Raw genomic sequence first — 23,569 nt, 5'->3', positions numbered from 1 at the left:
TCATCCCTCCATAAATTCTTTCTTTAAAATAGACATTATATATACATTATGAAATTCATCATTTATATATAATGCATCTCGCTTTACTCCCTCCTCTTTAAACCCAGCTTTTTCATACATTGCTTTAGCCCTTGGGTTGTAATCAAAAACTTCTAGCTCTACCCTATGTAAATTCATTTCATTAAATGCAACTTTTAAAGCTTCCTTTGTAGCTTTATATCCAATTCCCTTATTAAAATTTTCTTTATTAAATATGGCAATTCTAAAGCCGCAACTTCTATATTCATCATCTATATCCATAAGAACTACTTCACCTAATATATTATTTTCCTTACTACAAATAAGAAAATGCCTTCTTTCATCATCGCTAGTACTTTTCTCTATAAAAGTTGTTATTTCTTCTTTAGTTGGATAATGGGTAGTCCCTGTATAATAGAACATATCTTTATCTGGATTTTTAAATCCAACTTCCCAATATTCATTTGTATCTTCTATTTTCAATATTCTTAAGTTTATATCCATATTTACTCTCCTATTTTAAACTCTCTTTCATTTAAAACTTTTTTTATTGACTTCTTTATACTATTTTCTACATCTTCCATACTTTCTTTTATTGCATTTTTCACTGCAAATTTAATTATAAAATATAATATAATAGCAGGTATTGTATAAACTAATATCATTGCAATTATTTCCATAAATTATTCCTCCTTAACCTCAATTCCACCCTTAATATTATTTATTAATTCATTTATATTTGTTTCTTCTACAATTTTATAAATTGTAGTTTTATACCTTCCATTTTCACTACCATAAAACTTTAAATATTTATTATCAAAAACTGTGAACCCTACCTTTTCAGAAAAGTTTTCTGAATACATTCTAACTTTAGTTTCACTTTTTATATCTTCTTTAATCTTACCTTCTTTTATTTTTATACTTTTTAGTTTATCCATAAAAATATTTATTTCATTTTTATCCTTGAATTTATATTCTTTGTTATTAACACTTATATTTATAGTTGAAAATTCTGCATTATTATATTTATCAAGAACTAACTCGTAAATAGTCCCACTTCTAGGGAATATAGCGTAAATATATAATCCTACAGAAATAATCAATACTGACATAATAAAATATTTAAATTTAAACTTCATATTACTCTCCTTTCTTCTTAATGATTATTATACACTATCATTTAAATTTTTTAAATTTTCCTCTGTTTATTTTTGGTATTTTTATAAACTTATGATAAAATTGTATTGATAATTTATAATTGGGAGGATACTTATGGATAATGTTTTAAGTGCTGTTATGGAGTACTTACCTTATATTATTATTGCTTTAGTAATAATAATATTATTCTTATCTTTCTGGAAGAGGGTTCCAGCAGATAAGGCTATGGTAATTACGGGATTAAGAAAAAGAGTTCTATTAGGAAGAGGAGGATTAATGATTCCCCTATTAGAAACATCTTCAACTATTTCATTAGAAAATATATCTATGACTACAGATGTAAGTGAGGCACCTGCAAAACAAGGTATATTTGTTAATATCGTTGGTACTGCTGTTGTTAAGGTTAGAAACGACGCTGAAAATGTTTTAAAAGCAGTTGAGCAATTTTCTAATGGAGGCGAAAAAAATACTGTTAATGTTATTAGAACTATAGTTGAACAAATATTAGAAGGTAAACTTAGGGGGATAGTATCTACTTTAACAGTAGAACAAATTAACGAAGACAGATCATCTTTTGAGCAAAGAATTGAAGATGATATTAGAAATGAACTTGGTTCCATGGGATTAATGTTAATTTCTTATACAATATTAAAAATTAGTACTCAAGGAGGCTACTTAGAAAATAGAGCTAAGCCTCAAATTGCAGCTGCTAAGTCCGAAGCAGATATAGCAGAAGCTGAAAGAAAAAGAGATACTGAAATAAAAACTGCCGTAGCTACTAGAGAAGGACAAAAGGCAAAGCTTGAATCTGAAACAGAAATAGCTCAAAGTGAAAGAGATAAAAAAATCAAGCTAGAATCTTTTAGAGCAGAGCAAGATAAAGCAAAGGCTAATGCTGACGTAGCTTATAAATTACAAGAAGCTGAAAATAATGCATTATTAGCTGAACAACAAGCTTCTCTTGCAGAAAAGGAAGCTATAGTTGTAGAAAAGAAATTAATTGCTGAGGTTAAAAAGCCTGCAGACGCAAGAAAATATGAGGTAGAAGTTGCTGCTGAAGCTCATAAAATTCAAGCAATTAGAGAAGCAGAGGCTGAAGCTGAAGCTATAAGGGTAAAGGCAAAAGCAGAAGCTGATGCTAAAAAATTACAAGCTCTTGCTGAGGCTGATGCTATAAGAGCAAGGGGACTTGCTGAAGCTGAAGCAATCAAAGCTAAGGGGCTTGCCGAAGCTGAAGCTAAAGATAAATTAGCTGAAGCTATGGCTAAATACGGAGAAGCAGCAATAGTTGAAATGGTAGTAAATAGATTACCTGATGTAATGAAGGAAGTTGCAAGTCCACTAGAACAAATAGATAAATTAACTGTTATAGATAATGGTGGAAGCCAAGGAGCTTCAAAGGTTTCAAAAATAGTAACTGATGTAGCCGCTAATGGATTTGAAGTTTTAAAGGATTTAACAGGAATAGATTTATCTAGTGCTTTAAAAAATTTTGTTAATAAGGATAACCTAAATATAAATCCATCTTCAATAATAAACGAAGTTTCACCTAACTTATCAGAAAAAGATATACGTTCTAAAGCCAATTCAGCAAATAATGAAAATGCTATTGAAATAACTAATCTTGAAGAAATAGATGATTAAAATTATATAAAAGCTAGTAATAAAAAGTTTTTAAATCTTACAAAAACTATTAATGAGAGGATGCATCTGCAGCCTCTCATTAATCAAATTTCCAAAACTCCAAAAAAAAGTTTTCCCCACTTCTTACCTCTTACCTTTTATCTATTACCTCATATCTTTTATCTCTTACTTTTTCATTCTTTAATTCTTCATTGTGCGCCAGCACTCCCTAGTTTATTAAGATTTTCTTTTCTTCCTTAGCTGTCTTGTATGCACCTATTACAAAGAAAGTTGCTGCAAATAATATAATAATAAATAAATACTTATATACTTCACTAAACTGAGCTCCTTGCTGAATAGCTGATATAGATTCCATTGCCCACCTTACTGGAGTAAAATAAGATACCTTTTCTATTATTGGTGGAATTATTTCTAATGGTACAAAAGCTCCTCCAACCATTAAGAAAAACATATTAGCAAAGTTAAATATATTAGATGCTTCTGTCCTATTACTTGCAAAGGCACTACAGCATAAAGCCAAACTTATTGAAACTAATCCTACTAAGGCTAATATTATAAATAACTGAATATTACTTAGACCGGTTTCAACATTAAGAATATTTATACTTATAATACCTAAAACTACTTGTATCAGTACAGAAATATACCCACTTATAATATCTGCCAAGTAATACTCGGATGATTTTACTGGAGCCATAAATATTCTCATATATATATTTTCTCTTTTTTCATCAAATATTCTATATGCAGTTCTCATTCCTCTAATAAGCATAAACATGATTAAAAATCCTACAAACATTTGACTAGAGGAATATTCTTTATATAAATCATTTAAACTTTCTTTAGTAACATTTACAGATGTACTATTACTATAATTAATTAGTCCATTATAATAAACATCCTTATCTTTATTGCTAGCTAAAGAAATATCTCTTATATTCAACATTTCTCTATTAAGGAGTTCCTTTATCAAATCTCCTACTCCATCATTTTCAACTGATGTAACATTAATTTCATCTTTCCCATTAATTATAATATTATTTTCAAAACCTTTATTAAATACAATAGCCACATCTATAGCTTTCTCTGAAAATAAATTATCTATATTATCCTGATTTATATCATTAACATTATATCCATCTTGATTTTTCAATGACTCAATAATAACCTTTGTAGTTTTGCTACTATCATTATCTACTATTCCTATATTTAAGTATCCTGAATTACCACTTATAATTTTTAACATAATAAACAATATTAAAATAGGGGCAAACAATGAAACTAAAAATCCAAAAGTATTCTTTAATATATCTATTTTTAAATTATTCTTAATTAACACTAATATATTTCTCATTGTTACTCTCCTCCTTCTTTGAAATAAAGAAAATCAATATAATTAATATAACTAAAACTGCAAATCCAAAAATCATCCAGTCTACTAATAAACTATTATTTCCTGAATATATACTTCTAAAAATGCTGCTATTAAACCATCTTAATGGAGATATATTGGTTATTAAATTAAAAATACCTTCAAGTTCACCATATATAGCAATATAACCGCCCCCTAAAAAAGTTAGTACAGGAATAATTACATTCTGTATAACAGTATTAGCCACCTTATCCTCTTTAAATATTAGTGGTATTAATATACCAACTCCATTTACAATTATTAAGAAAGGTATCATAGCAAATGGCATTATTAATAAATTCTCACCATAATTTATATCAAATAAAATATTACTCAATATATAATTTATTAAGGCCACTGAATATGAAAAAATAAAAAATCCTATAAATGATGATAAATAATATTTATTTAAAGATAGTCCTGATAATTTTATTCTATCTTTAATATTATTTAATTTATCTTCCTTTAATAAAAATAAAGGATAACTAACAAAATAAAACATCATAAGGCCAATTTCTGCGACACCATAGTAGTCCATAGAGCTAGGACTTTTTTCATAGGGTACATCATTAGACTTAATAAAGTTTATTTCTTCAGTACTACTAATTATTTCTCCAGCCTTCATAGGATTAATTTTGTAAACTTCAGTAACTGCATTATACCTGTCTGTAATACTTTCTAATATACCGTAAACTAAAGAGTTTTTAATAAATGATTTATCATTAGAATAAATATCTATAGAATCCCCCTTTAAATGCAATAATACTGCTCTATTAACTCTTACTTCTTTTTTCCCATCATCAATATTTCTTACTTCTTTTATACTTATATCTTCTATATCTTTACTTTCCTCTACTACACTTTTAAATGTATCAAAAACTTCATTTATTTTTTTGTCACCTTCATTTAGGTAGTATATATTAAAATCACTTACAAATACTGAGTTATCCATACTATTAAAGTAAGATGACAAAGTACTCCCAACAATGAAAATTAAAAATATAGGAAAGAGTATCATAAAAAATAGGTTTTTTCTATCTCTAATGCAATTTAAGATTGTCGCCTTAATTATCGCTATCATACTATCTCCCCCTAATTTCTTAATTTTTTCCCTGTTAATGATAAGAATACTGTTTCTAGTGTTATTTCTTTAAAGCCTAAATCATTAATTTTTAAACTTTCATCTGAAATTTCTTTTAATATCTTAGTTAAATTATTTACATCCTTTGAAGAAGTAATTATTACACTATTATCATCAATAGAAATATCTATTACTCCTTCTATATTTCTTAACTTTTCAATATTAACCTTATAAATATCATCTACTCCAATATTTAAAATCTTTTTATCACTTACTATATTTTTAAGCTCTTCTTTAGTGCCTTCAACTATTATTTTCCCCTTATCTATAATTGCAACTTTAGTACATAAACTTTCTGCTTCTTCCATATAGTGAGTAGTGTAAATAATGGTTACCCCTTTTTTATTTAACTTCTTAACTGCTTGCATAATATTATTTCTTGATTGTGGATCTATACCTACTGTTGGTTCATCCATAATTAATATCTTAGGATTATGAACTATTGCGCAAGCTATATTAAGCCTTCTTAGCATTCCCCCTGAATACTCCTTCGCCTTCTTCTTTCTTACATCAGATAGCCCAGTAAACTCCAATGCTTCATCTATAGCATCTTCAAGTACCTTACCTCTTAATCCATAAAGTTCTCCAAAGAATTTAACATTTTCATATGCTGTAAAATCCTTATATACAGCTAGATTTTGTGGCACAAGTCCTATATGTCTTTTTACTTTTAATGATTTCTTCTTAATATCTTCTCCTAAAATCTTGATTTCTCCTATACTTGGATGCAGTAGAGAACAAATTAAACTTATTATTGTACTTTTCCCTGCTCCATTTGGTCCTAGTATTCCATAGATTTCCCCTTCTTCAATAGATAAATTAATATTATCCACCGCAATTGTGTCATCATACTTTTTTACTAAATCTTTAATTTCTATAACATTCATTTTTTTACCCCTCCATACCTCTTGATTTTATTATATAAAAAAGACCTTGCTAAAAAATCTAGCAAAGGTCACCTCTTATCCATGACAAAAGTCATATTATTTTATAAAGCCTTTTATATAATAAATGGCAATTTGAGTTCTATGAGTTAAGTTTGTTTTTTGTAATATTGAAGTTATATAATTTTTTACTGTTCCCTCAGAAATAAAAAGTTTTTTAGAAATTTCCTTATTACTTAGTCCCTCTGCTATTGCTTCCATTACCTCAAGCTCCCTTTCAGTAAACAAGCTTTTATCTATTTTTTCTTTTCCATTATCCTTGTCCATCATATTACTACTAAGCTTATTTAAAATTTCTTCTTGTATCACTGCTATTCCATTATTAACAATTTTTATAGTTTCAATTATTTTATCAGGTTTAGTATTTTTTAGTAAATATCCCATTGCACCATTTCTTATACCTTCTCTGATATATTCATCCTCATCAAAGGTAGTTAATATTACAACCTTTGTTTTAGTATTCTTAACTATCTCATATGTTGCTTTTACCCCATTTAAAATAGGCATTCTAACATCTACTAATGCAATATCTATTGTGTTTTTTAATAAAAAGTCAACTAGATCCTTTCCATTTTCGAAAATATCTATTACTTCTATTTCCTTATCATAGGATAAAATTATTTTTAAACTTTCCCTAATTAAAACATCATCATCAGCAATTACTAACCTTATACTCATAATTCCCCCTAATATGGAATTAAAATTATAATACCAAAGCCCTCTTCACCATTTATTATTATTTTCCCATCTAATTTACTTACACTTTCTTCTATATTACGAAGTCCAATACCTTTTTTAATATTACTACAACCACTACCATTATCCTTAACTTCTAATTTAATAATCTTATTTAACACTTCTAAATTAACTAAAATTAAATTACCTTTAGAATATTTTATAGCATTTGTCGTTAACTCTGTAATTATTTGAATAAATACTATCCATATATTAGCTGAAATTCTATCTAAGTCGCCACAATAAGAAACTTTTCCTTTGATATTAGTATCCTTTATTTTTTCATCTAGAATTTTTCTAATTCTATTTATACCAAGTTCTTCTTCTGCAGGCTTTATATTTCTTAATGTCATCCTTATTTCTTCCATACCATTTCTTAAATTATCAATACAAGTATCTAACATAGAATATCCCTTTTCTTTGTCATTGTCCAATACGTACTTACTAGCTTCTAATTGAAGTAAGGTACCAGAAATAGTATGTCCAATTTTATCATGAAGTCTAGAAGAAATCTTATTTCTTTCCTCTAATCTAGCAGTATGCAGTATTTGATCTTGTAAATTACGCTCATCTACCATTTTCTTTTGCAAGTTATAAATTAACTTTCTCTGCTCCTCTTGTACCCTATCTAAGTCTTTAATTTTCTTTGTATTCATTTCATGACTTACTACTAAACCTAGATTAACAATTAAAATCACTAGTATATTTTTTATACTATTATCATTTATTACAATAATTAATGGTGCTATAGACAAAAGAACACCTATATATATTCTCTTTTTTTCTTTAATAAAATACTCAGAAATTAGCATACAAATCATTAACACAGCAGAACTTATATATCTAGTAGTAAAGAAAATTGATAAGACAGCTTCTATAATAAATAACCCCTTATATAAAAGGTCATATTTAATTACCATTCCTTTTATAAAAATAACTATTATATAAATTAATATAAATAAAACTACTAACAAGTTAATCTCATTGTTTTCTATACTTGTCCATGCTACATACAAGCTTAACACTAATTTAATTAAAATATAAATATCATAGCTATTAATAATAAACACCCCTTTGGCAATTAACAATTAGTAGTTAACAATTAACAATTGATGATGTAATTTATTCCAAATTACTAAAATAATTTAATAAATATTAATCTACTAGAAAGTAGGATAAAATCAGATTTATAAAAACTTTAATAGCTTTATAATAATATATTTTTACTAAAAAAACTCCCACTAGGGGAGTTTTCTCCTCAAATCTTCCTTTTTAACTTTTTCATTTTTTCATTACTTAATTCTTTCATTCTTTATTATGCGCTAGCACTTCCGTATCTTTTTACTATATTAACTATAACTTCTACGGCTTTTTCTAAAGATTCCACCGGTACATACTCATACTTACCATGGAAGTTTTCTCCACCTGCAAAAATATTAGGAGTTGGAAGTCCCATAAATGATAATCTAGCTCCATCAGTTCCTCCTCTTATTGGTCTAATATTAGGAATTACATTAGCTTCAATCATTGCTTCTTTTGCATTTTCAATTATATGCATTACAGGTTCTATTTTTTCCTTCATATTATTATATTGGTCTTTAATTTCAGCTACTACTGTACCTTCTCCATACTTTTTATTTAATTCTTTTTCAATTTCTCTTATCTTATTTTTTCTTGCTTCAAAAGTCTCTGTAAAGAAGTCTCTAATAATATAGCTTAAAGTAGTATTTTCAACAGTTGCTTCAATATCTGTTAAGTGATAAAATCCTTCATACTTTTCTGTCTTTTCAGGAACTTCATCTAATGGAAGACTATTTATGAATTCATTAGCCACCATTATAGAATTTAACATCTTATCTTTAGCATAGCCTGGATGAACATTAACTCCTTTGATTTTAACTTTTAATCCTGCTGCATTAAAGTTTTCAAATTCAAGTTCACCTATTCTTCCTCCATCCATAGTATAAGCAAAGTCTGCTCCGAAGCCTTCAACGTCGAAGTGATCAGCACCTTCACCAATTTCTTCATCAGGTGTAAATCCTATTTTTATATCTCCATGTTCTATTTCTGGATGATTAATTAAGTATTCAACTGCTGTCATTATTTCAGCGAGTCCTGCCTTATCATCTGCCCCTAAAAGTGTAGTTCCATCTGTAGTAATTAATCTTTGACCTACATATTGCTTTAATTCTGGTGAAAACTTTGGAGATAATACTTCTGAATCATTTAATTTTATATCTCCTCCATCATAATTTTCTACTATTTGAGGATTAACATTTTCTCCACTATAATCTGGTGCTGTGTCCATATGAGCTATAAATCCAATTGTAGGTATGTCTTTATTACAATTCTTCTCTAATGTAGCATAAACATATCCAAACTCACTAATTCTTGCATCTTTTAATCCTAATTCTTTTAACTCATTACATAACTTCTCAGCTAATACTAATTGTCCCTTAGTACTTGGCGTTACTCTAGTTGTTTCATCTGATTTTGTATTTATTTTTACATATTCTAAAAATCTTTCTTCTACTTTTTTCATAATGTCACTCTCCATTTTCTTATTTATATTTTCTTTAAGACAATCCTATATTTTACTCTATAAATTTATTTACCTATAAATTAATACAAATATAGTCTCCTAAAAAGTAAAAATTATACTTACATATATTATCTTATACACTATATTTTAGCACATTTTTATGAAATATTTGTATCAATAATTATTAAAACTTAGATTTCTTTATTATATAAGTTCTCCATTAGTAGTAATCATATATTCATCTTTATATTCTTCAAACCTCCTCAGATAAGAAGGGATACTTTTTTTAGCTTACCTATCATGATAGGTCTCTATTTTAAACTATATAGTTACTACTATCAGACACCATTAAGTTCCTTCGCTAATTAGTATTCCTCATAAAGAAAAGCCTAGTGATTTAACGCTAAGCTTTTCTTATTTATTTTATATAAAATTCTTATAAATATATTATTTTATATACTTACTAATTTATTTATCATATCTATTAATTCATTCTTCCTAAAAGAAAGTTAAATGTGTAATTTATATAATCTTTTTATAGTAAATCAATGCTTAATTACTTAGATATCTTGACTTAATCTACATTGCAGTTAATCCACCATCTACAATGAATTCAGATCCTGTTGAATAACTTGATTCATCTGAAGCAAGATAAAGAACTAAATTTGAAACTTCTTCAGATTTAGCCATTCTTCTAATTGGAATTTGTTTAGCAAGCTGCTTAATTGCTTCATATGAGTCTCCTTCAGTAACCATTGGTGTTTCTATCACACCTGGATGTACTGAGTTAACTCTTATTCCAAACTGTGATAATTGTAGTGCTGCTGCCTTTGTCATTCCACGAACTGCAAACTTAGTATCTGTGTAACCAATTGCTCCACCTACTATTCCATTCATAGATGAAATATTTATTATTGAAGCTGTTCCCACTTTCTTCATAGAAGGAACTAATGCTTTAATTCCAAGAAAAACAGATATTTGATTTATATCTACAATTTTTCTATATTCCCCTTCAGTCATTTCTAAAATAGATTTATTCATAGCTATTCCAGCATTGTTCACTAAAATATTAACAGGTCCAAATATTTCTTCAGTTTCTTCTACAACTTTATCCCATCCTTCAGCATTGGTAACATCATGTTTAATAAATCTTACATTAGCACCCATTTCTTCTTCTAATATTCTACCTGCCTCTTCATTTAAGTCTGTAAAAACAACTTTTGCACCTTCACTTACAAATAATCTTACATGAGATGCACCCATACCTTGTGCCCCCCCTGTAATAATAGCTACTTTATTTTTTAAACGTTCCATTAATAAATCCTCCTTATTTAAATCCAAAAAATTTATAATAATTATTATACGATAATTATTATCCATTTATTTTTATAGAAAAAGTTGTCTCACTAAAATAGTAGTTCAACAACTTTTTTCCCATTATGCATTCTTAATTTTTCATTGTGCGACAGCACCTTAAGAATCTTATATTTATTTAAAATTATACTTTGTTACTATTGGTTCTCTTCCGGTTAATATATCATTATAATATTCATAATAAGATAAACCTAAGAAACTTCCTGTTATATTAGACACATTATTGTATCCAAGGTTTTGAAGTGCTAATGCCGCATTATAACTTCTTTGTCCAGTTCTACAATGTAAGTAAACTGGAACATCCTTTGGTATCTCATTTACTCTATCTCTTAATTGACTTAATGGAATATTCTTAGCTCCTTTAATATGTCCATTTTCAAATTCCCTAACTTCTCTTACATCTACTATATAAGCCTTATCTTCAACTAATTTTCTTACCTTATCTACATTAACTTGCTTAAAGTCTCCTTCTAAAAGGTTTGATGCTATATATCCAGCATAATTTACAACATCTTTTGCTGTGCTAAATGGTGGAGCATAACTTAACTCTAAGTCTTTTAAGTCTTCTACTGTCCCACCTAATTTAATAACTGTAGCTATTATATCTACTCTCTTAGTTACATCACCCTTACCTATAGCTTGAGCCCCTAAAACTTTTCCTGTTGGAACTTCATATATTAATTTAAAATGCAGTGGCTTTGCATCTGGCATAATACCCACTTTATCATTAGTAATTAATCTTACAATATCATAATTTATATTCATATTTAAAGCTTTAATTAATCCTTCATTTAAGCCAGTTGATGCTGCATTAAAATCGAATACCTTAATTGCTGAAGAACCAATATAACCTTTGTTAATACCTTTTTTTCCATTAATATGATTCGCAACTGACCTTGCTTGCTTAAGAGCTGGTCCAGCTAATGATAGCTTTGTCATAGAATGAGTCAATGCATTATAAACTTCAATAGCATCTCCAACTGCATAAATATCATTATCACTAGTTTTATAATTGCTGTCTACTTTAATAGCCCCTGTTTGTGCAATTTCAAGGCCTGCTTCCTTAGCCAAAGTTATTTCAGGTAAAACTCCAATAGCCATAACTACAGCCTTAGCTGTAATTTTCTTTCCTGAATTTAAAACTACTTTATTTTCTTCAAAGTTTTCTACCTTATCTCCTACTATTAAGTTAATTCCCTTATCGTACATTTCCTTATGTAGAATTTGAACCATATCATAATCAAAAGGTTTTAATATTTGATCCATGGCTTCAATTAAGGAAACATTATATCCAGCTTCTCTTAAGTTTTCAGCAGCTTCAACTCCAATAAAACCTCCACCAATTACAGCTATATCCTTTGCTTCAAGTTCTTTAACATATCTATTTAACTTATCAATATCTACAACATTTCTTATAGTAAATACATTAACCTTATCTATTCCTGGTATATTAGGTACTATTGGTTTTGCTCCTGGAGATAAAATTAACTTATCATAGCTTTCTCTATAAATATCTCCAGTTAAATAGTTCTTTACTTCTATTTCTTTATTTTTTCTATCTATAGAAAGAACTTCACTACTTACTCTAGCTTCAATATTATATTGTGCTTTAAACTTTTCAGGACTCATAAGTACAAGTTTATCAGCCTCTTCTATTACTCCACTTAAATGATATGGAAGGGCACAGTTTGAAAATGATACATGAGGCCCCTTTTCAAACATTATTATTTGATCTTCTTCACTAAGTCTTCTTAATCTAGCTGCTGCTGAAGCTCCACCAGCTACTCCACCTACTATTAATATTTTTTTCATTAAAAACCACCCTTTTCAATTAATAATTAACAATTACAAATAATCTTAACTAAAAAAACTCTGTCAGGAGTTTTCTCCTACATTCTTCATTCTTAATTTTTCATTCTTCATTAAAAAGATAACTTTTCTTATCTTTTTCTGCTATTTTCTCTTACTTCCTGCATATGAGCCAACTCCACCTGCAACATTTACTACATCAAATCCTAAACCTGTTAATTTACTGCAAGCTCTTTGACTTCTACCACCTGATTGACAAACGATATGGTATTCTTTATTTTTTTCCAAGTACTTCTCTGGCTCTTCTAAAAGCTGCCCCATTGGAATATTCTTTGCTGTTTTTATACTTCCCCCTCTATATTCAAAGGGTTCTCTAATATCTATTAAATCAATTTTCCCTATTAAATTATCAATATCATTTACATTTATAACTTTTGCTGAGTTCTTATTAAATAAACCAAACATCTTATCATCTCCTAAATTAATTTTTAACTTATACTAATTGTACCCTATATTCTTAAATAGTTATGTGACTTAATCACAAGAGATAACTTTTTGTAGTTTTTATAGATTATTTTTATATAAAGCCTACTATACTATGTGTTTCAAACAATAATTAAAGTTATCCTAAGTTTTTAAAAATTATAATTTGCTAAAGAATAAAAAAAGAGATAGATATTCTCAATTTATAATATCTACCTCTATATTTTTAATTCTTAATTAAATAAGAACTCATCTATTAATTTTTCAGTATCCTTAGGCTCCCATTTTCTATCTATTAAATTAAGCCCTGAGTTTAATACTGGATGAAGCTCATCATAACTTTTCTTTGTTTTATCTTCATATATAATCCCTATAGGAATGCCTTCATCTCCAAATTCTTCTGCCTTTTCTAAAGCATTAAATTTACTACTAGAATCATAGCTATCATCTAATTTATATATTCGGTCCTTATACCATTTAAAAGTATTAATCTTATTAAAAACTACGCAAGGTTGCATTACATCTAATAAAGCATATCCTTTATGATTTATTGCAGCTTTAATCATTTCTTTTAAATGTACTTTATCACCTGAAAAACTTCTAGCAACAAAGGTGGCACCAGCACTAATTGCAAGAGCTATAGGATTTAAAGGTTCTACATATACTCCCTCAAATTGCATTGATGTAACATGACCCTTTCCTGTAGTTGGAGATCCCTGTCCCTTAGTTAATCCATAAATTTGATTATTGTGAACCATATGAAGCATATCTACATTTCTTCTTATACAATGGATAAAATGATTTCCACCTTCCCCATAGGAATCTCCATCGCCACTAGTAACTATAACTTTTAAATTCTTATTTACCATCTTTATAGCTTGGGCTGGCGGCAATGCTCTTCCATGCAATCCATTAAATCCATTAGCCTTAATATAATGGGGGGTTTTAGCAGCTTGACCTATTCCTGAAACCATCACAATATCTTCTGGCTTTAATGAAAGTTCTGCTAGTGCTTCTTTAAGAGCAATTAAAATCCCAAAGTTTCCACATCCAGGGCACCAAGCATTTTCATCATTACTTTTATATATATTTAAGTCTAGCATTAAATCCCCTCCTTCTCTAAAGCATCTATTATATCTTCTCCATTTAATTGTCTTCCATCATATTTCAAAATACTACCATTCATTAATATTCCTGTTTCTTGTGTTATTAACTTTCCAAGCTGTCCTAGATAGTTTTGTTCTACATTTATTATCTTCTTTGTCTCTGAATAGTATTTTCTTAAACTCTTTTCAGGTAATGGATATAAATCTCCAAAACTTAAAGCTGATACTTTTTTAGATTTTTTATTTAACTCTTCAATAGCGTCTTTCAATGCCCCATAAGTGGAACCAAAACCTACTAATAAAATTTCAAAATCTTCATTACCAATAAGTTCAGGTTCTTCCATTTCTTCTTTAAGTAAATTTAATTTTTTCATTCTCTTTTCCATTTGGGCATTTCTTACTTCAGCTTCCTCAGTGATATGTGCTTCCTCTGTATGCTCATCACTATCTACTAATACTGTTTGTCCCTTTTCATTTCCTGGTATCATTCTTTTAGAAATTCCATTGCTAGTAATTTTATATCTCTTATACTCTTCCCCATCTAATAAATCATTACCATCATCTATATAACTTTCTATTTTAACCTTACTTAAATCATACTTAGGTATGATAACAGTAGAATCAGCTAAATATTGATCTGTTAATAATATTACTAATGTTTGATATTTATCTGCCAAATTCAAGGCCTTAACAGTTTTATAAAAAGCCTCTTCTGCATTTCTAACACTAATTACTGCCCTTGGAAATTCACCTTGTGCAGCAGTTAAAAGAAAGCTTAAATCACTTTGTTCAGTTCTAGTTGGAAGGCCTGTTGCAGGTCCTGGTCTTTGTGAGTCAACAACTACAACTGGTGTTTCTGTTATTCCAGCTAGTCCAAAAGCTTCAACCATAAGTGATACTCCTCCACCAGAGCTACCTGTCATTGCTCTAGCCCCTGCATAGGATGCTCCAATTGCAAAGTTAATTGCAGCTATTTCATCTTCTGCTTGATCTACTACTATATTTGTATCAACTTGTCTTTTTGCTAAATAAGTCATTATACTAGTAGCAGGTGTCATAGGATAAGCTGAGTAAAAGTTTAAACCACCAGCTAGTGCTCCTAATGCTATGGCATTATTACCATCTATTAATAAGTGATTAGATAAATCCTTTCCTTTTAAACTATATTTAGATCTAATTAAATGATATCCTAATTTAACTGCTTCTATATTTTTATTTTTTACATCTTCTGGAAGCTTATTGCTAAAATAATTAAAAGTATCTTTTATATCTATTGAAAAGTATTTTAAAACTACTCCAGCTGCAACTGAAGTAAATGCCTTTGATAAACCTAAAGATTTTGCAACATCTAAAAGTCCTAGCTTTAATACTTTACTTTCATCACTTTTTATACTTTTATCTGCTATTATTATCCCATCATCCTTTAACCTATCTTTATGATAAGTTATTGTATTTTCATCTAAAGCTAGTATTAAATCTAGTTTATTTTTATGAGAATATACTAAACTTTCTCCAAATCTAATTTGAATAAAGTTATGACCTCCTCTAACCCTTGACATATAGTCTTTATTAGAGAAAGTATATAATCCTGCTTTCTTTATTGATTTTTCTATAAAGGTACTTACAGTATCAAGGCCTTGACCGGCACTTCCTCCAATAAGTATATTGAATTCCATTTATATTACCTCCCTGTCTAATAATTTTTTAAATATAATTTGTGGTAATATTAAAAAACCTTTCTTCAAATACCTCCTCAATAATTAATCTTAATTCTAAGGCATCTTCTAAAACATATGTTTCCATAGTCTTATCCCCATTATATAAATATATCTTTTTTATATTTTTCCCCTTTATATTTCTATAGATTATTGGTCTTGAAAAACCTTTTTCTTCATCTATTAAAAAAGCACCATATAAATTATTATTACAGATCCAAAATGCAAAAATTAATCCTCTTTCTTCAATTAGGATACAAGATTTTATATCTATCCCCTTAAATAATTCAAATTCATTACTATAATATTTTTCATCTTTATAGTAAAAAACCTTATAATTAATTGTCCTCAATTTATCATATTCCTTTAAGAATAAAAAATGACACTTTTGCTCTATAGGTAAAAAGCTCATATCTTCATATTTACAATTTTCCACTATAATTTCTTCTTTAAAATCTTTCATTTCATCTTCAATATCTAATCTTCTTACAATTAAGTTTTCTCTTGAAAAATCCTTTGTTGAAATAAGTATAAAATTATTTTCACCATTTGAGAAAATCCTATAATCTAAAGAGTTTATATTCTTTTCCCTAAGTATGACATTGGTAGACTCATACTCTAAGTACTTATTAAAATTTACAGAAATTATTTCACCCTTACTATAATCTATATCACTATATAAGAACCTAAGCTCCTGATTATTTTCATAGCTATAAAAATTAATAGGAGATATCTTATTGTACTTCATATAAAGTAATGCCTTAAATGACCACTTACCTTTTCTGAATTTATACAAAATTATATCTCCACATATATCCTGACATATTAAATTTATTGATGAATCTTTAGAATAAACTATATTAAAATGCCTAAATGCACTTTTATGAATAATTTTCCCTTCTAACCTTTTACCATCTTTTATAAGCTCATAATAAATACCTATGCTTTCTTTATATGAAAATTTTAATAAAATATTAGGTTTATATCTAACTAAATAATAGCTATTTTTTCTATTTTCCATTAGTATACTCTCCTTTATATCTTACTGATTCTTCATATATGGGAAGATTTATAAGTTCTTCTATAGTTGCATATACAGATATTGAAGTGCTTATATCTAAATTAATATAGTTGTCCATTATATCTGGATTTTTTAATAGAATAGTAGATGATTTAACTGTTATTTCTATATCTTCACTACTAAACTTGTTAGAAATATATAAAACAGCTTTCATCTTTCCGCTTAAATTCCCCTTAAAGACTACTCTCTCTCTATCTTCTGTCATTGCTTTTATATAATAAGGAATATTAAAATCAAATCTAAATGTAGTATAATCTTCTCTACTTTCTATTTTTTCATATATTTTAGTATTATCATTTATCTTACAACCTTCGAAGGTTACTGTTTCTATTTTTAATCCTCTATACCTATTTAAATCTACTTCTACTTCCACCTTATTAAAAATTACTTTTTCATTATAAGTAGATTGAAGTTTCTTAGCTAATATTGTACATACTTCTTCACTTTTCCATTTATCTTCTATGCTAGCTATTAAAATTTCTTCATTTACTATTCCCTCTGTTGTTATTCCTACATCATAAGGATTAGAATTATTTTCACTTATATTAAAGGTATTAATTATTTCTTCCTTATTTAAATCAATTATATCTAAGGATCCTTGTCCATTACTTCCCTTACTAGTTACTAAAAGTAATTCCTTATCTTGAGATAATTTTATTCTTTGTGGCATTTCAGATGATGGTTTTATTGAATTTACTATTTTTTTATTTACTATATCAATAAATTCTATAGTATTAAGTCCACTATTTACTGCGTAAAGTATATTTGAATAACCTTCTAAATAAGATATAACTGAGCCTTCCTTAAAAGTTATATATGATGTACTTTCCTCTTGGATATCTAAAATAGATATGCTCCCTTTATTTCCTTCTCTTTTTATCCCCTTATTTGCAATATAAACATACTTGCCTGAATCACTTAAAAGAATATAGTTGGGTGTATCTCCTATATCATTAAATACCTTTATAAGCCTATGAGATTCTGTATCATATACGCTTATTTTATTTTGAAAAATATCTAAAGCATATAATTTCTTTCTTCTTTTATCTATATCTATACTATCTACAGCCATAAATCCTTTTATATTGTCAATAAGATCACCTGTTATTAAATTATAAATACCTATGGCTTCTGTATTGCAAGCATAAATTTTCTTTGAGGAGAAATCCACCTTAATATTTCCATTATTAGGCATATAGAATTTTTTACTTTGCTTAGATTTAAAATCTATAATAGTAACTGTACTATTTCTATCAGTTGCTATATAGATATTATTTTTTTCATCTACCACTATTTCATGGGGCCTTGATCCAACATTAATTTCATTCAAAATAGTCATACTATCTCCATCAATTACAAGGACTTTTTCTAACCCTATACTAGATATATAATATAAATTTTTACTTATTGAATTAATCATGGATTCTCCTCTCCCTTGTATTACTCTACTAATTCATAATCTTCACCTTTACTAGTTTTAATAATCTTAAATACTGCCGTTGGATAAATATTATTTCTATCTAACTCTAATTTAACCGTTTCCTTATCTTCCTCTTTAATTTTCAAAGCTTGAGTACAGCTTATATTAACCTTATTTGGAGCTGTTACTAGTTTACTTTTTATACTTTTTAATCTTAACCTATCATAAATATATAAAGCTCTATGATGAGAGGTAAAGACTATAATATAGCTAAAATCATCTTTTATCATAATTATTCTCCAATCCATCTTTAGATTTTACTATTATTTTATGTTGATATTTATAAAGGTTTCTACTATACTACAGGTTTCAATTATTAATTTACATCTTTGTGGTCTTACAAAAATAAAAGTCAATAGTATTACTAAATTCAAATCTCATAATTGAAATCCTAGTCTATGATCTTCTTTTTAAAATTCTCTCCATTACTGACTGATTTCTTTCTATTTCAAGCTCAGTATTTAATCTTCTATTTTCTTCTAGTAGTAAAGATATTTCCTTTTTTATAACTAAAACTTCTTCCTTTAAGTCATTTATTACTTGTTTCAAATTAGAAATATACTCCTTATTCTCTTCATCTAACCTTTTATACCCTATTATTTCCCTTGTTAATTCCTCATTTTCTTCCTTAAAAATATTAACTTCATCTTTTAAAGAATTATTTATTTTATTAAGAGAAATTATATCCTCCCTTAAAGTGATTTCTTGAAGTTCATACTTCTTTAATCTTCCTTTTAATAGGCTTATTTCACTATTATATTTATCTAAAGAACCTTTAACTCTGCTATTTTCCTCTTCTTTCAATTTTAAAATTTCACTTACTTCTTCATAATCAGCTTGTAACTTTTTTTGTAATTCGACGAAAATATTAGAATTTTCCTCTGCTTTTCTTTTCTGCTCTAATGCTCTTGAAAGCTGAATTTGATATCTTTCTATGCTTTCTTGATTTTTTCTATCTAATGAAGTCAAATAATCAATTTTTTCTACTAAAGCTTTATTTTCTTCCTTTACTCTTCCTAGTTCCTCTTTAAAAACCTTGGTTTCTTTATTATTTAAAATAACTTCTGTCCACTCTTTATGAGAGTCACTCTTAACTGTATATAAAAAATCTACTGGATCATATATAAATAAATCCAGCCCCTTAGTTCCATAAACACTTCTTGAAGCAATATAATTTGTGCCTCTATCATCTAAAAATATGTTATATCTACCGATTTCTTCTTCACTATTATTTATTGCTGAGGTAGGTTCATCCCATTTATCTCCTAGAAATAATGAATAATATATACTATCATTTTGTAACCATGTTGCAAAAATTTTATCATCTTTTTTAAATATTAATGAATCTCTTATATCTTCTTTCCCTGAGGAAATATTAATATAACTTAGGTTTTGATTAGAATCTACAATGACATGATCCAAGTGATAAATAGAATTTTCTTTAGATTTATTTAATATATGAATTCCTGTATTTTCTATCTTAACATCAAAGTATATTTCCTCTCCTTGAATCCCATATAGCCTTTTTGACTCTCTCCACCTATTATTTTGAAAAATTGAATAATTAAATGAAACCTCATCACCATCATCTGATAAATAAAATAAGCATATATCATTTCTATATGTTGTTTTTATGGAATAATAATCATAAATATCCTCTTTTAAAATTATATCCTCTACTTTAGTTACATTAGTTTTAGAACCATTCCATAAACAGTGAAGAATTATACCGTGATCACTACCATCTTTACTTATAGCAGCATAGAAAATATGCATATTAGATCCAATAATAACCATCTTTATATTTTCTATTTCATATTCTTTATTCTCTAAATTATATATGGTTTTTCCAAGCCACTTATTATCCTTCATTGTGCAATATCTAAGTTCTCCTTTAGTATTTCCATACACTAAATGGACACCTCCACCATCATCTATGAATATACTATAAGATGTAGCTTTAGAATCTATAATACTGCTTTTAGTCCATTTTCCTTCACTATACATAACAGCATAACTTAACTCACCATTATCTTTTATTGAAAACTTCCATAAGTTACTCTTATAATCAACATAAACCCATGAATATACCCCCTTCATGGTATCCTCTCCTTTAAAAGTACTATTGCATAAAATAAATGCATAATTTCCTTATAAAATTATATTAATTCCAGATGATTATTATGCAGATAATAGATGATAAAAAATTCCAAATTATTCTATCTTTCATATCACCACTTTTTCATTATTTCATATCATATATTGTAAGCTGTAGAATGCTTATTCTATTATTTTATAAAGGAGGATATTTATGTCCATTAACTTTAAGAAATTCGTTCCACGCCCTGGACTAGTAAATAAGCAAGGCCGATTGCCTGATCCTGCAGAGCTCGTGTGTATTGAAGTTCCAAAGGTATTCGATCAATGTTTAATTAAAAGATGTTTAGTTTATGATGAAGGACCAGATACTGAAACAACTGATTGTGAATTGAGAAGTGATCCACTTGAGAATCCAAAGAGGTATATTTCAAGTAAAGATTTTAAAATAAAATTAGTTTGTTTAGAAGAAATTCCTTTAAAAAAACATCCAGGTTATAAGAAAATTATAATTACCTATACAATATCTTTCTATTCTGATTATATTGACTGTGATGGAAAGACTAAAACTGAATTCTTTGAAATAAACAGAACTGATGTTATAGGCAAATTCTATTGTCCTGACTCAATAGTTGAAACTACTAATACATCTGACGAGTATCCAAAAGATACTAATATTATTAAACTTGAAATGGTTGCAGAAGCATTAAATGGTGAAATAGTACAAGATGAGCATTGCAATGAAGTTCTAGATATAACACTTGGATATTATATAGTAGTAAAATGTGAGCTTATAGTTCAACTTCTAATTCCAGCTTATGATTATTGCCCAGTACCAAAAGAACCTTGTGAAGATATTCCTGAAGAAGATCCTTGTGAAATCTTTGAAAAATCACCGATTCCTAAGTTCTATCCTGATCAACATCTTGAACCATTGTTCCAAGATGATCAACACTCTGATGATGATGAATTAGATTAGTCCTATTTTTTTCTACTTATAAAGTAGTGTCGACATTATAATCTTTAAATAATAATAAAGTACTTAACTAAGAAGAAAAGGAACTACTATAAATCTAAAATTTTAGTTTTATAATAGCTCCTTTAATTATTTAAAGCTTATATATTTTTCTTATTTATTTCTTCTGCAACCTTATTTGCAGCTATCATCCCACTTTGTAATTCACCTTGCTGAGTTCCATGTTTAGATGATGTATATTCCCCTGCTAGAAATAGCTTATTATTCATTTCTGCTTTGGAAATTATATATGAATATAATGTTTTATCACAAGGTCTATTAATAGTTTCATATCCATAAATAAATTGAATATCTCTCCAGTTTAATGTTTTATAATCTAAAAGTTTATTATCTAAATATCCATTATCTAACTTATAAATTCTTTCTAGATACTTCAAGATCTCCATTACTTTATAATCATCATTCATACTCCCAATATTTCTAGAAAGCTTAGCTGTACTTGAGGCAGATAATAAAACTCTAGTTCCTTTATAGTTTATATTTTTTTCTTCTTTATATGATATAAAGTCTAGTGGTAAATCTGTCACTATATTACCCTTATAATCTTTTCTAACTTTAAATAATGAATCCCATAAATTTTCTTTAAAATATAAATAAATATCATCTTTAGTTTCAAAATTAATTTCATTTATTGCCCTTATCTTTTCATAACTAATAGACTTGTTAAAATCTATTTTTCTTATACTAATAGGAGGGATGGCTACAATAACAAAATCAAATAGTTCTTCCATTTCATTATTTGATTCAATGTTCTTATACTTTACTCTTACTTTATCTTTATTATTATATATACCTTCAACTAAGGCTGAAAACCTAACATTTACAATTCCAAGGTTATCTTTTTCTAAATTCTTATAAAATATATTATCATCATTTAATAAAGCCTCATATAAAGCCAATGGAAGATTTATCATCCCACCATTTATTTCGTATTGATTTATTTCATCTAATGTATAATATTTATTTAATTTTTCTGTTAATGCATAACCTAAATATTCTCTATCATTATTTAGAAGACTTAATAAAGAAATTCCCTCTTCACTTAAACCCTGCTTTTTATAGATTTCTTTATAAGATAATTCGTCCATAGTTAAAAACTTATTTGAGTAACTTTCTTTTATCTCTAGTAATTCTCTTCTTTCCTCTTTAGTCATTGAATTAAGATATTTTCTAATAACTTTATTTAAATCCTTATGCTTTAATAAATTTATATCTTTATTATTTAATAAATATTTAGTATAAATATTACTTACTATGTCTTTTCTTTTTTTATAAGGACCTTCATCTCTTAAATAATAAAGACTGCTATATTCTTTACATTTACTTGTTTGAAGATTTAAAGAATTAATATAATGCCAAGTTGTGTTATGGGATATAGGAAAGGCTTTCTCTCCAAACTCACAATAAGATTTATTTAATCTATCAAAATAGTAAGTATATACTCGTCCCCCCACCCTTTTGCTTGCTTCAAAAATAGTTATATTACATCCTATTTTCTTTAGTTCACTTGCAGCTGCAAGTCCTGCTTCTCCAGCACCTACAATTGCCACTTTTATATTTCCACTCAATTTATTCTTACATATCTCTTTTATATTTTTTGGAGGATTCATAAGTTCTATAAGACTATCTAAATCCTCTATTCTACCCTGATTCATTAGTTCCTTTTTCAATATATAATATCTATCATTGTCACTAGGATTACTTTCTATATGCATATTATTTGAATTACTCTTACTTTCCATAACTTCACATCCTAATGTTTATTACATATATTATTTATATGTATCTTTCTTAC

At 27.5% G+C, this 23,569-nt stretch carries 21 protein-coding genes; 2 read left to right on the top strand and 19 right to left on the bottom strand.

Features of this window, described 5'->3' with window-relative positions; translation table 11 throughout:
- The 3 genes from E5347_RS01735 to E5347_RS01730 are packed head-to-tail and all read right to left on the bottom strand — an operon-like array spanning position 1 to position 1,157.
- Positions 1-522 carry a GNAT family N-acetyltransferase gene (locus E5347_RS01735; protein WP_136003975.1) on the bottom strand — a complete coding sequence of 174 codons (522 nt, stop codon included), beginning with the start codon at positions 520-522 and terminating at the stop codon, positions 1-3.
- A 2-nt stretch (positions 523-524) separates the two neighbouring features.
- Positions 525-698: a DUF6019 family protein gene (locus E5347_RS16755; protein WP_168354881.1), complete on the bottom strand. Its 174-nt coding sequence runs from the start codon at positions 696-698 to the stop codon at positions 525-527.
- A 3-nt stretch (positions 699-701) separates the two neighbouring features.
- The gene (locus E5347_RS01730; RefSeq protein ID WP_136003973.1) at positions 702-1,157 is read right to left on the bottom strand and encodes a hypothetical protein; all 456 of its coding nucleotides are present in this window, start codon (positions 1,155-1,157) and stop codon (positions 702-704) included.
- Between the two features lie 133 nt (positions 1,158-1,290).
- Here E5347_RS01730 and E5347_RS01725 point away from each other — a divergent pair, with 133 nt between their 5' ends.
- Complete coding sequence (locus E5347_RS01725) at positions 1,291-2,820, top strand: flotillin family protein (RefSeq protein WP_136003971.1); 1,530 nt, start codon at positions 1,291-1,293, stop codon at positions 2,818-2,820.
- Positions 2,821-3,028: 208 nt separating this feature from the next.
- Here E5347_RS01725 and E5347_RS01720 read toward each other — a convergent pair whose 3' ends face one another.
- The 15 genes from E5347_RS01720 to E5347_RS01650 form a co-directional block, all read right to left on the bottom strand.
- Complete coding sequence (locus tag E5347_RS01720) at positions 3,029-4,174, bottom strand: ABC transporter permease (RefSeq protein ID WP_136003969.1); 1,146 nt, start codon at positions 4,172-4,174, stop codon at positions 3,029-3,031.
- Entirely contained in the window at positions 4,149-5,312 is a 1,164-nt protein-coding gene (locus E5347_RS01715) for an ABC transporter permease (protein ID WP_136003967.1), read from the bottom strand. The genes E5347_RS01720 and E5347_RS01715 overlap by 26 nt, the downstream gene beginning before the upstream one ends.
- Before the next feature lie 11 nt (positions 5,313-5,323).
- A complete protein-coding gene (locus E5347_RS01710; protein WP_136003964.1) occupies positions 5,324-6,259 on the bottom strand; it encodes an ABC transporter ATP-binding protein in 936 nt (311 codons plus the stop codon).
- Between the two features lie 96 nt (positions 6,260-6,355).
- Positions 6,356-6,994 carry a response regulator transcription factor gene (locus E5347_RS01705; protein WP_136003962.1) on the bottom strand — a complete coding sequence of 213 codons (639 nt, stop codon included), beginning with the start codon at positions 6,992-6,994 and terminating at the stop codon, positions 6,356-6,358.
- An 8-nt stretch (positions 6,995-7,002) separates the two neighbouring features.
- Positions 7,003-8,121, bottom strand: a complete 1,119-nt coding sequence (locus E5347_RS01700; RefSeq protein WP_168354880.1) for a sensor histidine kinase — start codon at positions 8,119-8,121, stop codon at positions 7,003-7,005.
- Positions 8,122-8,366: 245 nt separating this feature from the next.
- Positions 8,367-9,608 (bottom strand): peptidase T, encoded by a 1,242-nt coding sequence (gene pepT, locus E5347_RS01695; protein WP_279230076.1) that lies wholly within the window; start codon positions 9,606-9,608, stop codon positions 8,367-8,369.
- Positions 9,609-10,172: 564 nt separating this feature from the next.
- Positions 10,173-10,907: a glucose 1-dehydrogenase gene (locus tag E5347_RS01690; protein ID WP_136003955.1), complete on the bottom strand. Its 735-nt coding sequence runs from the start codon at positions 10,905-10,907 to the stop codon at positions 10,173-10,175.
- A 174-nt stretch (positions 10,908-11,081) separates the two neighbouring features.
- Positions 11,082-12,779 (bottom strand): FAD-dependent oxidoreductase, encoded by a 1,698-nt coding sequence (locus E5347_RS01685; protein WP_136003953.1) that lies wholly within the window; start codon positions 12,777-12,779, stop codon positions 11,082-11,084.
- 141 nt (positions 12,780-12,920) lie between these two features.
- The gene (locus E5347_RS01680; RefSeq protein WP_136003951.1) at positions 12,921-13,241 is read right to left on the bottom strand and encodes a rhodanese-like domain-containing protein; all 321 of its coding nucleotides are present in this window, start codon (positions 13,239-13,241) and stop codon (positions 12,921-12,923) included.
- Positions 13,242-13,492: 251 nt separating this feature from the next.
- Entirely contained in the window at positions 13,493-14,362 is an 870-nt protein-coding gene (locus E5347_RS01675) for a 2-oxoacid:ferredoxin oxidoreductase subunit beta (protein WP_136003949.1), read from the bottom strand.
- Positions 14,362-16,041 carry a 2-oxoacid:acceptor oxidoreductase subunit alpha gene (locus tag E5347_RS01670; protein WP_136003946.1) on the bottom strand — a complete coding sequence of 560 codons (1,680 nt, stop codon included), beginning with the start codon at positions 16,039-16,041 and terminating at the stop codon, positions 14,362-14,364. Before E5347_RS01670 ends, E5347_RS01675 begins: the two co-directional genes overlap by 1 nt.
- A 28-nt stretch (positions 16,042-16,069) precedes the next feature.
- Positions 16,070-17,101, bottom strand: coding sequence for a hypothetical protein (locus E5347_RS01665; protein WP_136003944.1), 1,032 nt, complete (start codon positions 17,099-17,101; stop codon positions 16,070-16,072).
- Positions 17,091-18,581, bottom strand: a complete 1,491-nt coding sequence (locus tag E5347_RS01660) for a YncE family protein (RefSeq protein ID WP_136003942.1) — start codon at positions 18,579-18,581, stop codon at positions 17,091-17,093. Before E5347_RS01660 ends, E5347_RS01665 begins: the two co-directional genes overlap by 11 nt.
- Before the next feature lie 20 nt (positions 18,582-18,601).
- Positions 18,602-18,871 (bottom strand): DUF3343 domain-containing protein, encoded by a 270-nt coding sequence (locus E5347_RS01655; RefSeq protein ID WP_136003940.1) that lies wholly within the window; start codon positions 18,869-18,871, stop codon positions 18,602-18,604.
- Positions 18,872-19,037: 166 nt separating this feature from the next.
- The gene (locus tag E5347_RS01650; RefSeq protein WP_136003938.1) at positions 19,038-20,741 is read right to left on the bottom strand and encodes a hypothetical protein; all 1,704 of its coding nucleotides are present in this window, start codon (positions 20,739-20,741) and stop codon (positions 19,038-19,040) included.
- A 211-nt stretch (positions 20,742-20,952) separates the two neighbouring features.
- On the opposite strand from E5347_RS01650, the gene E5347_RS01645 reads away from it, so the two are divergent.
- On the top strand, positions 20,953-21,717 hold the full coding sequence (locus E5347_RS01645) for a hypothetical protein (protein WP_136003936.1): 765 nt from the start codon (positions 20,953-20,955) through the stop codon (positions 21,715-21,717).
- 137 nt (positions 21,718-21,854) lie between these two features.
- On the opposite strand, the gene E5347_RS01640 is transcribed toward E5347_RS01645, so the two are convergent.
- Positions 21,855-23,516 carry a flavin monoamine oxidase family protein gene (locus E5347_RS01640; protein ID WP_136003934.1) on the bottom strand — a complete coding sequence of 554 codons (1,662 nt, stop codon included), beginning with the start codon at positions 23,514-23,516 and terminating at the stop codon, positions 21,855-21,857.
- Positions 23,517-23,569 lie beyond the last annotated feature (53 nt).

The sequence above is a fragment of the Clostridium sartagoforme genome (assembly GCF_004794105.1).
In the GTDB taxonomy this organism is placed as follows: Bacteria; Bacillota; Clostridia; order Clostridiales; family Clostridiaceae; genus Clostridium; species Clostridium sartagoforme_B.
This window is presented reverse-complemented; position numbering and strand designations above follow the sequence as displayed.

Excerpts from the sequence above, each read along its gene's own strand:
- E5347_RS01735 (WP_136003975.1), bottom strand. The coding sequence starts at position 522 with ATGGATATAAACTTAAGAATATTGAAAATAGAAGATACAAATGAATAT.
- E5347_RS16755 (WP_168354881.1), bottom strand. The coding sequence starts at position 698 with ATGGAAATAATTGCAATGATATTAGTTTATACAATACCTGCTATTATA.
- E5347_RS01730 (WP_136003973.1), bottom strand. The coding sequence starts at position 1,157 with ATGAAGTTTAAATTTAAATATTTTATTATGTCAGTATTGATTATTTCT.
- E5347_RS01725 (WP_136003971.1), top strand. The coding sequence starts at position 1,291 with ATGGATAATGTTTTAAGTGCTGTTATGGAGTACTTACCTTATATTATT.
- E5347_RS01720 (WP_136003969.1), bottom strand. The coding sequence starts at position 4,174 with ATGAGAAATATATTAGTGTTAATTAAGAATAATTTAAAAATAGATATA.
- E5347_RS01715 (WP_136003967.1), bottom strand. The coding sequence starts at position 5,312 with ATGATAGCGATAATTAAGGCGACAATCTTAAATTGCATTAGAGATAGA.
- E5347_RS01710 (WP_136003964.1), bottom strand. The coding sequence starts at position 6,259 with ATGAATGTTATAGAAATTAAAGATTTAGTAAAAAAGTATGATGACACA.
- E5347_RS01705 (WP_136003962.1), bottom strand. The coding sequence starts at position 6,994 with ATGAGTATAAGGTTAGTAATTGCTGATGATGATGTTTTAATTAGGGAA.
- pepT (WP_279230076.1), bottom strand. The coding sequence starts at position 9,608 with ATGGAGAGTGACATTATGAAAAAAGTAGAAGAAAGATTTTTAGAATAT.
- E5347_RS01690 (WP_136003955.1), bottom strand. The coding sequence starts at position 10,907 with ATGGAACGTTTAAAAAATAAAGTAGCTATTATTACAGGGGGGGCACAA.
- E5347_RS01685 (WP_136003953.1), bottom strand. The coding sequence starts at position 12,779 with ATGAAAAAAATATTAATAGTAGGTGGAGTAGCTGGTGGAGCTTCAGCA.
- E5347_RS01680 (WP_136003951.1), bottom strand. The coding sequence starts at position 13,241 with ATGTTTGGTTTATTTAATAAGAACTCAGCAAAAGTTATAAATGTAAAT.
- E5347_RS01675 (WP_136003949.1), bottom strand. The coding sequence starts at position 14,362 with ATGCTAGACTTAAATATATATAAAAGTAATGATGAAAATGCTTGGTGC.
- E5347_RS01670 (WP_136003946.1), bottom strand. The coding sequence starts at position 16,041 with ATGGAATTCAATATACTTATTGGAGGAAGTGCCGGTCAAGGCCTTGAT.
- E5347_RS01665 (WP_136003944.1), bottom strand. The coding sequence starts at position 17,101 with ATGGAAAATAGAAAAAATAGCTATTATTTAGTTAGATATAAACCTAAT.
- E5347_RS01660 (WP_136003942.1), bottom strand. The coding sequence starts at position 18,581 with ATGATTAATTCAATAAGTAAAAATTTATATTATATATCTAGTATAGGG.
- E5347_RS01655 (WP_136003940.1), bottom strand. The coding sequence starts at position 18,871 with ATGATAAAAGATGATTTTAGCTATATTATAGTCTTTACCTCTCATCAT.
- E5347_RS01650 (WP_136003938.1), bottom strand. The coding sequence starts at position 20,741 with ATGAAGGGGGTATATTCATGGGTTTATGTTGATTATAAGAGTAACTTA.
- E5347_RS01645 (WP_136003936.1), top strand. The coding sequence starts at position 20,953 with ATGTCCATTAACTTTAAGAAATTCGTTCCACGCCCTGGACTAGTAAAT.
- E5347_RS01640 (WP_136003934.1), bottom strand. The coding sequence starts at position 23,516 with ATGGAAAGTAAGAGTAATTCAAATAATATGCATATAGAAAGTAATCCT.